General features: G+C 67.3%; 11 protein-coding genes. 7 read left to right on the top strand and 4 right to left on the bottom strand.

What is annotated here, in order from left to right; all coding sequences use genetic code 11:
• Position 1: 1 nt before the first annotated feature.
• The 7 genes from FNZ56_RS02535 (at position 2) to FNZ56_RS02505 (ending at position 7034) form a co-directional block, all read left to right on the top strand.
• Entirely contained in the window at positions 2-1012 is a 1011-nt protein-coding gene (locus tag FNZ56_RS02535) for an amidohydrolase family protein (RefSeq protein WP_143878346.1), read from the top strand.
• Positions 1009-1524, top strand: coding sequence for a DUF3828 domain-containing protein (locus FNZ56_RS02530; protein WP_185970774.1), 516 nt, complete (start codon positions 1009-1011; stop codon positions 1522-1524). Before FNZ56_RS02535 ends, FNZ56_RS02530 begins: the two co-directional genes overlap by 4 nt.
• On the top strand, positions 1521-2822 hold the full coding sequence (gene kynU / locus FNZ56_RS02525) for a kynureninase (RefSeq protein ID WP_143878344.1): 1302 nt from the start codon (positions 1521-1523) through the stop codon (positions 2820-2822). The genes FNZ56_RS02530 and kynU overlap by 4 nt, the downstream gene beginning before the upstream one ends.
• A 73-nt stretch (positions 2823-2895) precedes the next feature.
• The gene (locus tag FNZ56_RS02520) at positions 2896-4248 is read left to right on the top strand and encodes an FAD-dependent oxidoreductase (protein ID WP_143878343.1); all 1353 of its coding nucleotides are present in this window, start codon (positions 2896-2898) and stop codon (positions 4246-4248) included.
• Between the two features lie 125 nt (positions 4249-4373).
• Positions 4374-5819 carry an exodeoxyribonuclease I gene (gene sbcB, locus FNZ56_RS02515; protein WP_143878342.1) on the top strand — a complete coding sequence of 482 codons (1446 nt, stop codon included), beginning with the start codon at positions 4374-4376 and terminating at the stop codon, positions 5817-5819.
• Positions 5816-6502, top strand: a complete 687-nt coding sequence (locus FNZ56_RS02510; protein ID WP_143878341.1) for a DUF2461 domain-containing protein — start codon at positions 5816-5818, stop codon at positions 6500-6502. The genes sbcB and FNZ56_RS02510 overlap by 4 nt, the downstream gene beginning before the upstream one ends.
• A gap of 1 nt (position 6503) precedes the next feature.
• The gene (locus FNZ56_RS02505; RefSeq protein WP_143878340.1) at positions 6504-7034 is read left to right on the top strand and encodes a DUF2939 domain-containing protein; all 531 of its coding nucleotides are present in this window, start codon (positions 6504-6506) and stop codon (positions 7032-7034) included.
• A 9-nt stretch (positions 7035-7043) separates the two neighbouring features.
• Here the strand turns inward: FNZ56_RS02505 and FNZ56_RS02500 are convergent, their stop codons facing one another.
• The 4 genes from FNZ56_RS02500 to FNZ56_RS02485 form a co-directional block, all read right to left on the bottom strand.
• The gene (locus FNZ56_RS02500) at positions 7044-7949 is read right to left on the bottom strand and encodes a 5'-nucleotidase (RefSeq protein ID WP_143878339.1); all 906 of its coding nucleotides are present in this window, start codon (positions 7947-7949) and stop codon (positions 7044-7046) included.
• Positions 7950-8078: 129 nt separating this feature from the next.
• Positions 8079-9413, bottom strand: coding sequence for a DEAD/DEAH box helicase (locus FNZ56_RS02495; RefSeq protein ID WP_143878338.1), 1335 nt, complete (start codon positions 9411-9413; stop codon positions 8079-8081).
• A 327-nt stretch (positions 9414-9740) separates the two neighbouring features.
• The gene (locus FNZ56_RS02490; protein WP_185970773.1) at positions 9741-11060 is read right to left on the bottom strand and encodes a delta-60 repeat domain-containing protein; all 1320 of its coding nucleotides are present in this window, start codon (positions 11058-11060) and stop codon (positions 9741-9743) included.
• Positions 11061-11814: 754 nt separating this feature from the next.
• Entirely contained in the window at positions 11815-12579 is a 765-nt protein-coding gene (locus FNZ56_RS02485; RefSeq protein WP_143878336.1) for an NAD kinase, read from the bottom strand.
• Between the last annotated feature and the right edge of the window lie 43 nt (positions 12580-12622).

Below are 12622 nucleotides of genomic sequence, written 5' to 3'. Positions count from 1 at the left end.
CATGCTCAAGATCGATACCCACGCCCATTACCTGCCGCGCGACTGGCCCGACCTCGCCGCGAAGTACGGCGACAACCGCTTCCCGGTGATCCACCACGGCGACGACGGCCGCCACCGCATCTACAAGGACGGCAAGTTCTTCCGCGAAATCTGGCCCAAGACCTGGGATCCCCAGATCCGCATCGACGATTACGCCGGCTTCGGCGTGCAGGTGCAGGTGCTGTCGACGGTGCCGGTGATGTTCAGCTACTGGGCCAAGCCGCACCACGCGCTGGAACTGCACAAGTCGCTCAACGACCACATGGCCGGGACCTGCCACGAATTCCCGCGCCACTACGCCGGCATCGGCACGGTGCCATTGCAGTCGCCTTCGCTCGCCGTGCGCGAACTCGAACGCTGCATGGACGAACTCGGCCTGCAGGGCGTGCAGATCGGTTCGCACATCGGCGATTGGAACCTGGACGCGCCGGAGCTGTTCGAATTCTTCGCGGCCGCGAGCGATCTCGGCGCGGCGATCCTGGTGCATCCCTGGGACATGATGGGCACCGATTCGATGCCGAAATACTGGCTGCCGTGGCTGGTCGGCATGCCGGCCGAACAATCGCGCGCCGCCTGCTGCCTGGTGTTCGGCGGCGTGCTGGAACGCCTGCCGAAGCTGCGCGTGGCGCTGGCGCACGGCGGCGGCAGTTTCCCCTACACCATCGGCCGCATCGAGCACGGCTTCAACATGCGCCCGGACCTGGTCGCGACCGACAATTTCCGCAATCCGCGCGAGTACCTGAAGCGGTTGTATTTCGATTCCTGGGTCGCGGACGACGCGGCGCTGCGCTACCTGCTCGACGCCTGCGGCGCGGAACGGGTGATGCTCGGCACGGACTATCCGTTCCCGCTGGGCGAACAGACGCCGGGCGAAGGCATCGAGCGGTTGGCGCTGAACGAAGCCGAGAGGACGCGGCTTTACCACGGCACCGCGCTCGAATGGCTGGGGCTGCCGGCATCGAGGTTCGCATGAAGACGATGCACCCGTCCGCCCTCGTGCTATTGGCGGCGATCGTCCCGGCCGCGCGTGCAGCCGAAGTCTCCGCCCGCCAACGAGAATGCCAAGCAGCGGTGCCCCTGCTGCAATCCGTCTACCACCGGATCGAATCCGGCGGCGACTACGACTCGGCGGGCTTGCTGCGGCAGAACGCATCGAAGTCGCTGATTCGCGCCTTGGACGCCGAGAGAGCGAGCACGCCTGCGGACGAGGTCGGCGCCATCGATTTCGATGTCTTCACCGACGCGCAGGACATCAGGATCGACCGCGTGCACGTCGAAGTCGCGGATTCGCCCGGCGGTGCGAGCTGCACGTTGCTTGCCACGATGCTCAATTACGGCGAGCCGATCCGCATTCGCTTCTCCATGTTGCGCGAGGATGAGGCCTGGAAGATCGACGACATCGCGGCGCCGGGTGCGGCGAACCAGCCGTCCTGGCGTCTTCGCGAGCTGCTGGCCCTCCCGGCCGATGCCGGCGCCACGCCATGACCGACCTTTTTTCCGACGCCTACGCCCAGGCGCTCGACGCCGCCGATCCGCTGCGCGCCTTCCGCGACGAATTCCACCTGCCGCTGCACGACGGCAAGCCGCAGGCCTATTTCGTCGGCAATTCACTGGGCCTGCAGCCGAAAGGCGCGCGCGCCCACGTCGAGGAAGTGCTGGACAAGTGGGCGAGCGAAGCCGTCGAAGGCCATTTCACCGGCGAAGCGGCGTGGATGCCCTACCACGAACTGGTGCGCGACGGACTCGCACGCGTGGTCGGCGCGCAGCCGTCCGAAGTGGTGGCGATGAATTCGCTGACCGCGAACCTGCATTTGATGCTGGTCAGTTTCTATCGCCCGATGCGCGAACGACCGCTGCTGCTGATGGAAGCCGGCGCGTTCCCGTCCGACCGTTACGCGCTGGAATCGCAGGTGCGTTTCCACGGTTTCGATCCGGCCGAAGCCTTGATCGAAGTCGAACCCGATGGCGAGGACGGCACGTTCTCGATGGCCGCGATCGAGCGCGCCATCGCCGAGCACGGCCCGCGGCTCGCGGCGATCGTCTGGCCCGGCGTGCAGTACCGTACCGGCCAGGCCTTCGACCTGAAGGAAATCGCGCGACTCGGCCACGCCGCCGGCGCGACCGTGGGCTTCGACCTCGCCCACGCGGTCGGCAACCTGCCGCTGCAACTGCACGATTCCGGTGCGGATTTCGCCGTTTGGTGCCATTACAAGTACATGAACTCCGGGCCCGGCGCGGTCGCCGGCTGCTTCGTGCACGAGCGACATGCGCGCAGCGATCGGCCGCGTTTCGCCGGCTGGTGGGGCAACGATACGTCGGTTCGATTCAAGATGGGTCCGCGTTTCAACCCGACGCCCGGCGCCGACGGCTGGCAATTGTCGAACCCCCCGATCCTCGGCGTCGCGCCGTTGCGAGCGTCGCTGGAGCTGTTCGACCGCGCGACGCTTCCGACCTTACGCGCCAAGTCGGAACAGCTCACCGGCTACCTCGAATCGCTGATCGACGCGGAATTGCACGATGTGCTGCAAGTCGTGACCCCGCGCGATCCGGCGCGGCGCGGTTGCCAGTTGTCGATCCGCGTGGTTGGCGGACGCGAGCGAGGCCGCGACTTGTTCGACTACCTCGGCGCACGCGGCGTGCTCGGCGACTGGCGCGAACCGGACGTGATCCGCATTTCGCCGGTGCCGCTCTACAACACCTTCGCCGACGTGTTGCGCTTCGCCCGCGCAGTACGAACCTGGCGGGCCGGCGATAACACACCGGACACGGATCAAATCCGATGAACACGGATAAGGGCACCCAAGCGCCGTTATCCGCTTTTATCGGACTCGATCCGCGTCAAAAGGTTTTGACCGCATGAGCATGAGCGCGCGCCATATCACCATCATCGGTGGCGGCCTCGCCGGCGCGCTGCTGGCGACGCTGCTCGCGCAACGCGGTTGGGCCGTGGACGTGTACGAAAAACGCGGCGATCCGCGCGTGCACGGCTACGCCGGCGGGCGTTCGATCAACCTCGCGCTGGCTGAACGCGGCCGCCACGCATTGCGGCAGGCGAACGTCGACGACGCGGTGATGGCCAAGGCGGTGATGATGCGCGGGCGTTTCGTGCATCCGCTGCACGGCGAGCCGGGCTTGCAACGCTACGGCCGCGACGACTCCGAGGTGATCTGGTCGGTGAGCCGCGGCGAACTCAACATCGCCCTGCTCGACGCCGCGCAGGCCGCGGGCGCACGCCTGCATTTCGACCACGGGCTCGAGCGCGTGGATTTCGACGCCGGGCTCGCGCATTTCCGCCAGGCGGATGGCGTCGGAACCGCGCGACCGTTCCATGCCCTGGTCGGTGCCGATGGCGCGGGCTCCGCATTGCGCGGACAGATGGCGCCGCACGTCGCGCTGAACGAACGCACCGAGTGGCTGGACCACGGCTACAAGGAACTGGAGATCCCGCCGACCGCCGACGGCGATTTCCGCATCGAACCGAACGCGCTGCACATCTGGCCGCGCGGGCACTACATGTGCATCGCCCTGCCCAACGACGAACGCACCTTTACCGTCACGCTGTTCATGCCACACGGTGGCGAATACCCCTGCTTCGAGTTGGTGAAGACCGCGGACCAGGCGCAGGCGCTGTTCGAACGCGATTTCGCCGACGCGCTGCCGCTGATCCCGAACCTGCGCCGCGATTACGAAGCCAACCCGACCGGCATGCTCGCCACGCTCTACCTCGACCGCTGGCACCTCGACGGCCGCGCGGTGCTGATCGGCGACGCCGCGCACGCGATGGTGCCGTTCCACGGCCAGGGCATGAACTGCGCGTTCGAGGATTGCGTGGCGCTGGCGAATCATCTCGGCGGCCAGGATTCGCTGGAAGACGCCTTCGCCGCGTTCGAAGCGCAACGCAAGCCGGATGCGGAAGCGATCCAGCAAATGGCGCTGGAGAACTACATCGAGATGCGCGACAAGGTCGACGATTCGGCCTTCCTGCTGCAGCGCCAGCTGGAACTCGCGCTGCAGGAACGGCACCCGGGCCGCTTCGTGCCGCATTACGCCATGGTCAGCTTCATGCGCATTCCCTACTCCGTCGCCCTGCACCGCAGCGAGGTGCAGCGCGGGATCCTCGAAGCCGCGACCCGCGGCCTGGATTCGCTGGACGGCGTCGACTGGGCTGCGGTCGATGCCGAGGTGCTGGCGAAGCTGGAACCCCTGTAGGAGCGCCCATTTCGGCGCGATCTTCATGTGACCATGCCTGTCGCGCCCGGACGGGCGCTCCTGCAATCGAAGCCAATGCGGCGATTTCCTATGGTCGCGGCTAAAGCCGCTCCTACAATGGCGACATGACCGCTTCCTTCCTCTTCTACGACCTCGAAACCTTCGGCACCGACCCGCGTCGCAGCCGCATCGCGCAGTTCGCGGCGATCCGCACCAACGAGGCGCTGGACGAGGTCGAGGAGCCGATTTCGTTCTTCGTCAAACCGGCCGACGACCTGCTGCCCGCGCCGGTCGCGACCCTGATCACCGGCATCGCGCCGCAGGACGCGCTGCGCGACGGGATGAACGAGGCCGCGGCGTTCGCGCGCATCAACGACGAGATGGCGCGGCCCGGAACCTGCAGCGCCGGCTACAACTCGCTGCGCTTCGACGACGAGTTCGTGCGTCATGGCCTGTATCGCGACTTTTACGATCCCTACGAACGCGAATGGCGCGGCGGCAATTCGCGCTGGGACCTGCTCGACGCGCTGCGGCTGATGCACGCGCTGCGGCCGGAAGGCATCGCGTGGCGGGCGCGCGAGGACGGCGGCGGCACCAGCTTCAAGCTCGAACACCTGGCCGAGGACAACGGCCTGCGCGTCGGCGACGCGCACGAGGCCTTGAGCGACGTGCGCGCGACGATCGGCCTCGCCCGGTTGTTCCGCAAGGCGCAACCGCGGCTCTGGGACTACGCGCTGAAACTGCGCGACAAGCGCTTCGCCGCTTCGCTGCTGGATCCGGTAGCGATGGCGCCGCTGCTGCACGTGTCGCAGCGCTATCCGGCCAGCCGCATGAGTGCCGCGCCGGTGGTTCCGCTGGCGCGGCATCCGCGCATCGACGGGCGCATGATCGTGTTCGACCTGGCATCCGATCCGGGCGCCCTGCTCGAACTCGATGCCGAAACGATTGCTGCACGCATGTACCTGCGCCGCGACCAGCTCGGCGAAGGCGAGGAACGCATCGCGCTGAAGGAAGTGCATTTCAACAAATGCCCCGCGCTGGTTGCCTGGGATCATTTGCGTCCAGCGGATTTCGAACGCCTCGGCATCGATCCGGCTGAAGCCGAAACCCGTGCCGCGCGCCTGCGCGCCGCCGGTCCGGCGCTGGCGGAAAAACTGCGTAATGTCTACACCGTCGAAGCCGAACGCGGGCCGGCCGACGCCGATGGCGCGCTGTACGACGGCTTCATCGACGACGCCGACCGGCGCCTGTTCCCGCAGGTGCGCAGCATGCCGCCGGAAGCGCTCGGGCTGGCGCAATTCGCGTTCCGCGACCCGCGCCTGCCGGAACTGCTGTTCCGCTACCGCGCGCGCAACTGGCCGGCGATGCTTTCCGCGGCCGAACGCGAGCGCTGGGACGGCTACCGCCGCGAACGCCTGCTCACGGACTCGGGACTGTCGGAATCCACCCTGCCCGCCTTTTTCTCCGAAATCGAAACCCTGCGCGGCGAACACGCCGGCGACGATGCGAAACTGGCGTTGCTCGGCCGGCTCGAAGCCTGGGGCCGCGAGATCGAGGGTTCCTTGCGATGACCACGTATTTCAGCGACGCCAGTTTCAAGTTCCTGCGCGGCCTCGCCCGCCACAACGAGCGCGCGTGGTTCCTCGCGCGCAAGGCCGAATACGACGCCGCGGTGCGCGAACCGTTCCAGCGCCTGCTCGGCGACCTGCAGCCAGCGCTGGCGGCGATCAGCGAACACTATCGTTCCGAACCCAAGGGCGTTGGCGGCTCGCTGTTCCGCATCCATCGCGATACGCGCTTTTCCGGCGACAAGACCCCGTACAAGAACTGGCAGGGCGCGCGCCTGTTCCACGCGCGTTCGCGCCAGGTCGAGGCGCCGTCGTTCTACCTGCACCTGCAGCCGGGCGAATGCTTCGTCGCCGGCGGCATCTGGCATCCCTCCACGCCGGCGCTGCGCAGGATCCGCCAGTTCATCGTCGACAACCCCGGTGGCTGGCAGGCCGCGGCGCACGCGCCCGCGTTCCGCAAGCGTTTCGATCTCGAAAGCGACGAAATGCTGGTGCGCAATCCGCCCGGCTTCCCCGCCGATTTCCGCTTCATCGACGACCTGCGCCACAAGAACTTCGTCGCCGTGCGCGCCATCGACGACGCGGCCATGGTCGGGCCGCGCCTGCTCACGACGCTGGAAAAGGACCTGCAGGCGCTGGCGCCGCTGGTGGATTATCTTTGCGCAGCGCTGGACCTGGAGTTCTGACATGAAGAAGTGGCTGGTTGCACTGGCGGTCGTGCTGGTGCTGTTGCTGGGTTACGGCGTGGCGGGTCCGTATCTCGCGATCCGCGGGATCCATTCCGCGATCGAGGCGCGCGACCCGAACAAGCTCGAACGCTACGTCGATTTCCCGACCCTGCGCGCGAACGTGCGCGCCAAGGTCGCGAAACGCCTGCTCGCCAGCGCGACGTCGCCGTTCGGACGCGTCGTCGGCGACGACCGCGGCCGCGTCCTGATCGGCGAGATCAGCGACAAGGCCGTCGACGCGATGGTGTCGCCGCTGGGGATCGCCCTGCTGCTCGAAGGCCGCGCGCTGTCCCACCGCGTGACCGGCAAGGCGCCGGTCGGCGAGAAGGACGATGCCGCCGACCCGCTGCTGCACGCGAAAACGAAATTCGAATCGCCCTCGCGCTTCACCGCCACCGTCGACAGCGCAGAAGGTCGCCCGGTGGTGTTCGTGTTCGAACGCAAGTGGCTGTCCTGGAAACTGTCCGACCTGCGCCTGCCGGCGAACTGATCGCGCGGTTCAGTCGTTGGCGATGCCGTGCGGCACGTGCCCGGCGGCGACGTGCCGGCGCGCGGATTCGATGTTGTGCTGCGAATCGTCGAAGAAGATGTCGGCGCCGAAGGCTTCGAGGAACGCGCCCTTGTCGCGGCCGCCGAGGAACAGCGCCTCGTCCAGGCGCACGCCCCATTCGCGCAGGGTGCGGATCACGCGTTCGTGCGCCGGCGCCGAACGCGCGGTGACCAGCGCGGTGCGGATCGGCGAGGCATCGCCCGTCGGGAACGCCTCCTGCAACCGGTGCAATGCGTCGAGGAAGCCGCGGAACGGCCCGCCGGACAGCGGTTCGTGCGCCTTGTCGCGTTCGTGCGCGCCGAAGGCCTCGATGCCCTGCGCGCGCGACACGCGTTCGCCCTCGTCGCCGAAGATCACCGCGTCGCCGTCGAAGGCGATGCGCAGCTGTTCGCGCGGCGATTCGCTCGCTTGCGCGGGGAGGATCGTCGCGGCGGCCACGCCGGCGTCCAGCGCGCGCCGGACGGATTCGGGATTCGCCGACAGGAACAGTTGCGCGCCGAATGGCTTGATGTAGGGCCACACCGGCGCGCCGGAGGTGAACGTGGCGCGCACGATGTCCAGGCCGTGGTGCTGGATGGAATTGAACACGCGCAGGCCGGTGTCGGCGGAATTGCGCGACAGCAGGATGACTTCCACATGCGGCGCGCCCGGTGGCGCGTTCGCGTTCAGCGCCAGCAGCTTGCGCACCAGCGGGAACGCGACACCCGGCGACAGCGGCTGGTCCTCACGCGCGTGCTGGTGCGCGCGGAACGCCTCTACGCCCTCGCGTTCGAACAGGCCGTGGCTGTCCTCCATCGAGAACAGCGCACGCGAGGTGATCGCGACGACCAGCGGCTGGGCGGGAACCGATTCCATGCCGGCATTGTGCCGCGTCGGGGTCGCAGCGATTGCGACTTGTGGGAGGGCGTTGAACAGCCATTCGTCTGTTAAAAGCGACGGGCCCGACTGCTGTCGCGGCTAAAGCCGCTCCCACTGGAAGCGCGATCAGGCCCGACCGTTGCGCCCGCCGCGACGACGCTGGCCCTGCCCTTCCTTGCGCTGCGGCGTGCCCGCATGCGCCTGCGGAGCGCGCGATTGCGGCTTGCCGTGCGCGCGGTGCGCCGGCTTGCGTGGCGGACGCTGGCCACCGGCCGGCCGCTGCCCGCCACCGTTCTTCGGGATCGGCGCATCGAGCCGGATCGGCTTGCTCGGCGCATAGCCGGCGACCGTTTCCATCACGATCTCGGCCTTGAGCATGCGCTGGATCTGGCGCAGCAGGCCGCCCTCCTCCGGCGACACCAGCGACAGCGCTTCGCCGCTCGCGCCGGCGCGGCCGGTGCGGCCAATGCGATGCACGTAATCCTCGGCGACCATCGGCAGGTCGTGGTTGATCACCAGTGGCAGCTGCGGGATGTCGAGCCCGCGCGCGGCGACGTCGGTCGCGACCAGCACGCGCACCTTGCCGGCCTTGAACGCATCCAGCGCCTTCTGCCGCTGCGCCTGGCTCTTGTTGCCGTGGATCGCCGCGGCCTTGAGCCCGGCTTTTTCCAGCTGTTCGGCGAGGCGGTTGGCGCCGTGCTTGGTCTTGCCGAACACCAGCACCTGGTCGGTATGGCGCTGGCTCAGGATCTCGATCAGCAGGTCGCGCTTGCGCGCGCCATCGACCGGATGCACCCGGTGCACGATGGTCTCGGCGATGGTGTTGTTCGCCGCGACCTGCACCTGTTGCGGGTCGCGCATGAAATCCAGCGCGAGGCCCTTGATGCGTTCCTCGAACGTGGCCGAGAACAGCAGCGTCTGCCGGTCGTTCGGAACGCGGTTCACGATGCGCTTGATCGCCGGCAGGAAGCCCATGTCGAGCATGCGGTCGGCTTCGTCGAGGACGAGAACTTCGATCGCGTCGAGCTTGACCGTGCCGCGTTCGAGGTGATCGAGCAGGCGTCCCGGGCAGGCGACAACGATGTCGGTGCCGCGACGCAGGCTGTCTATCTGCGGCTGCATGCCGGCGCCGCCGAACAGCGTGGTCGTGCCGAGGCGCAGGCCACGGCCGTAGGTCTTGAGGCTGTCGGCGACCTGCACCGCCAGCTCGCGGGTGGGTACCAGCACCAGCGCGCGCGCCTTGCGCGGGCCGTTGGGCGGCGTGGCCTTGGCCAGGCGCTGCAGCAACGGCAGGCCGAACGCGGCGGTCTTGCCGGTGCCGGTCTGCGCGCCGCCGAGCACGTCGCGGCCGTCGAGCACCAGCGGGATGGCCTGGGCCTGGATGTCGGTGGGCTGCGTGTAGCCGGCATCGGCCAGGGTGCGCAGCAGCGCGGGCGAAAGGCCCAGGGTTTCGAACGTCATGTTGTGAATGTCCTTCGTTGCGTCCGCATGCGCGACAGCACGGCCTCGAAGCCGGCAATGCGCGGGAATGCGGTGGCCCGGAGCGTTCCTTGGAACCGCGCTGCGGGCGATGGTTTGACGGCGCCGGATGCTCCGGGCCGTGTCTGCGCGACGAAAGGCGTGCGGGATAAAAAGGCCGCAGGCTTCGAATCCTTGCGATTCGACCGGCGGCAGGCTTACCTAAGGAAAACGCTTCCTAGAATCAGGGATCAGCCGTGCGCGAACGGGGCGCACTGTACGCGAAAGTGAATGGGGATGCCAGCCGAGCGTCCTTGTCTCCCGGTTCCGCTACCTCGCCAGATAGCGCGCCAGCGCGAACTGCACGCCCTTCGGCGTCGGGTAGAACGCCTGGAAGCCGACCGCCACGATCCTGCCGTCGGGCTGCAGCACCGCGCCGTTCGCGCCGCCATTGAGGTCGCCGAACGAGGTGCGGACCTTGCCGGCGGTGCCGAAGTTCGGATCCAGCGAACCGTTGCGGTTCAGGCGCGCAAGGGTGAAGTCGGAATCCGAGGATTCGCTGTCCGGGTAACCGACCAGCACGAGTTTTCCGTCGCGTTGCAGCAGCACCTCGTTGGCGAACTGGCAGCAACTGCCGAAGCTGACCTGCACCTTGCCATCGCCGCCGAACGCGGTGTCGAGCGCACCATCGGGGAGATAGCGCACCGCCGCGAAATTCTCGTGGATGCCGCTCGTCCGGATCGCGAACCCGGCGGCGACGATGCTGCCGTCGGGCTGCAGCGCCGCGGCGCGCGCGCGGTCGAAACCGCGGGCGAAATCGGTGCTGACCTTGCCGCCCGTGCCGAACGCGGGGTCGAGCTGGCCGTCCGCGAGGTACCGCGCCGCCGCGAAGTCGTAGTCGGTCAGCCGGTCGCGCGAGGAACCGACGACGACGATGCGGCCGTCCGGCCGGATCAACACGGCGAACGCGTCGTCGTTCAGGCGCTCGAAATCGGTCGAGACCTGGCCGCCGCTGCCGAACGAGGAATCCGGCGAACCGTCCGCCTCGTAGCGTGCGATCGCGAAGTCGGTGTCGGAGTTGGCTTCGCTGGAGAAATCCACGTAGTCGGTGCCGGCGGCGATGATCCTGCCGTCGGGTTGCAAGGCCAGCGCGAAGGCGTAGCTGCCGTGCGGGAACACCGTGGTGACGATGCCGCCATCGCCGAAGCCGGTATCGAGCGAGCCGTCGGGGTTGTAGCGCGCGAGTTCGAAGTTGCCGAGGAAGACGAATAGCGGATATGCCCCGCCGGCGACGAGGATTTTGCCGTCGGGCTGCACCAGCACCGACGAGGCCACGGCGGCGAGCCCGGGGAAGTCGGTGGTGACGCGCCCGTTCGTACCGAAGCTGGTGTCGATCGAACCGTCGGCGTTGTAGCGCGCGATCGCGAAGTCTTCGCCGGAGTAGCCGTTGTCGGTGTAGGTCGTGCCGACGACGACGAGCTTGCCGTCTGCCTGCAGCGCGACGGCATTGGCGATGTCGGTGCTGAGGTTGAAATCGGTGACGACCCGGCCGCCGGCGCCGAACGAGGGATCGAGGCCGCCGGGCGCGGCGTGGGCGAGGCCAGCGAGCGCGAACAGCGCGAGAGTGACCGCAGACGCGAGGAGTCGCATGACAGCTCTCCCAAGCCCGCCGCTGGCTTTCGACGCGAGGTCGGCGCGCGGCAGGACCGGCCACGGCGCGGAAGATACACCCGACCGAAGACGCTGCGTTTGCAAATGCTGGCGTTTGCGGCGGCCCGCCCCACCGTCCGTCGCAAACATCGTTCGCGACGACGAGTGGTCGGGATCGGAGCGGTTTCCAGATGTGCCTATAGCGGGTCGAGACCCGCCCTACATGTTGCCAAGATTCGTCTAGCGGTCCCAATTACCTCGCGCGGGTGATCCGCGATCCCGGTAGCTTGTCATTTGATCTGCAGACGTTCTGCAGGCCTTATCTGTCTTTCAGCGCAATGACGTTGTCGAATTGCAACGATTACTAGCTCCGTTGACGAGTCGGATGTTCGAAGAGCACTAATCGGCGCCGCATATGAATCAGACCGACAACCGGGCTCTCTTACTATCAAAAGGGAGTCGTTTGATGGTGCGATTAGTTCAAATTTGCCTTGGAAATCACTGATAGTTTTCGCGACCACCACACCCCGTGGTAAATCACCATTTCGCGGCGGAAGAAATTCCTTAACGGAAATAGTGGCCCTGGAGATAGCGCTTCCATCCTTATCGTCAATTACCTGACCAGAAATGGGGAAGCCAGTCCTGCTGCAAGCCGAGCACAGCATCAGCATGAGAATGCAGCGGGCACCCCGCGGCAACATTAATTTGATCTGCACATGACCCACTTGCGATAGCCACGAACCGTAGACAATTCTCAAGCCACGAACTGCTCGCTCAAGATCCGTTCCTCGAGGTTGTGCTCGGGATCGAACAGCAGCGTCACAGTACGGTCCGTTGCTTCGCGGATCGCCACTTCCACCACGTCCCGCACCTCGTGCGAATCCGCGGTCGCGCTGACCGGTCGCTTGTACGGATCCAGCACCTTGAAGCGCACCTCGGTGCCCGCCTTCAGCACCGCCCCGCGCCAGCGCCGCGGCCGGAACGGCGCGATCGGCGTCAGCGCCACCACGTTCGCGCCCAGCGGCAGGATCGGCCCGCTCGCGGAGAAGTTGTAGGCCGTGCTGCCCGCGGGCGTCGCCACCATGACGCCATCGCAGATCAGTTCGTCCAGGCGCGGCTGGCCGTTGAGGTCGATGCGCAGGTGCGCCGCCTGCCGCGTCTGCCGCAACAGCGACACCTCGTTGTAGGCCAGCGAATGCACGGTCGCGCCGGATTCGGTCTGCGCTTCCATCGCCAGCGGACGCAGCACCGCGGGTTCGGCGCGTTCGAGCCGTTCGAGCAGGTCGTCGGCGCGGTAATGGTTCATCAGGAAGCCGACCGTGCCGAGCTTCATCCCGAACACCGGCTTGCCGAGCGCGCCGTGGCGATGCAGCGTCTGCAGCATGAAGCCGTCGCCGCCGAGCGCGACGAGGATGTCCGCTTCTTCAGGCTTGCAACGGCCATGCGCGGCTTCCAGAGCCTGCAATGCGCTGCTGGAGTCGTCTGTGCCGCTGGCGAGGAAGGCGATGCGTCGGGTCATGCGGGGAGCTTAACCCGAAGCCCCCTCTCCCGGCCTGCGGCCA

Source organism: Lysobacter lycopersici, assembly GCF_007556775.1.
In the GTDB taxonomy this organism is placed as follows: domain Bacteria; phylum Pseudomonadota; class Gammaproteobacteria; order Xanthomonadales; family Xanthomonadaceae; genus Pseudoluteimonas; species Pseudoluteimonas lycopersici.
Note: the sequence above shows the minus strand (reverse complement) of the source record. Positions and strands in the feature narration are given on the sequence as shown.

Coding starts and splice junctions, on each gene's coding strand:
- FNZ56_RS02490 (WP_185970773.1), bottom strand. CDS start 11,060: ATGCGACTCCTCGCGTCTGCGGTCACTCTCGCGCTGTTCGCGCTCGCT.
- FNZ56_RS02530 (WP_185970774.1), top strand. CDS start 1,009: ATGAAGACGATGCACCCGTCCGCCCTCGTGCTATTGGCGGCGATCGTC.
- sbcB (WP_143878342.1), top strand. CDS start 4,374: ATGACCGCTTCCTTCCTCTTCTACGACCTCGAAACCTTCGGCACCGAC.
- FNZ56_RS02485 (WP_143878336.1), bottom strand. CDS start 12,579: ATGACCCGACGCATCGCCTTCCTCGCCAGCGGCACAGACGACTCCAGC.
- FNZ56_RS02505 (WP_143878340.1), top strand. CDS start 6,504: ATGAAGAAGTGGCTGGTTGCACTGGCGGTCGTGCTGGTGCTGTTGCTG.
- FNZ56_RS02500 (WP_143878339.1), bottom strand. CDS start 7,949: ATGGAATCGGTTCCCGCCCAGCCGCTGGTCGTCGCGATCACCTCGCGT.
- FNZ56_RS02510 (WP_143878341.1), top strand. CDS start 5,816: ATGACCACGTATTTCAGCGACGCCAGTTTCAAGTTCCTGCGCGGCCTC.
- FNZ56_RS02535 (WP_143878346.1), top strand. CDS start 2: ATGCTCAAGATCGATACCCACGCCCATTACCTGCCGCGCGACTGGCCC.
- FNZ56_RS02495 (WP_143878338.1), bottom strand. CDS start 9,413: ATGACGTTCGAAACCCTGGGCCTTTCGCCCGCGCTGCTGCGCACCCTG.
- FNZ56_RS02520 (WP_143878343.1), top strand. CDS start 2,896: ATGAGCATGAGCGCGCGCCATATCACCATCATCGGTGGCGGCCTCGCC.
- kynU (WP_143878344.1), top strand. CDS start 1,521: ATGACCGACCTTTTTTCCGACGCCTACGCCCAGGCGCTCGACGCCGCC.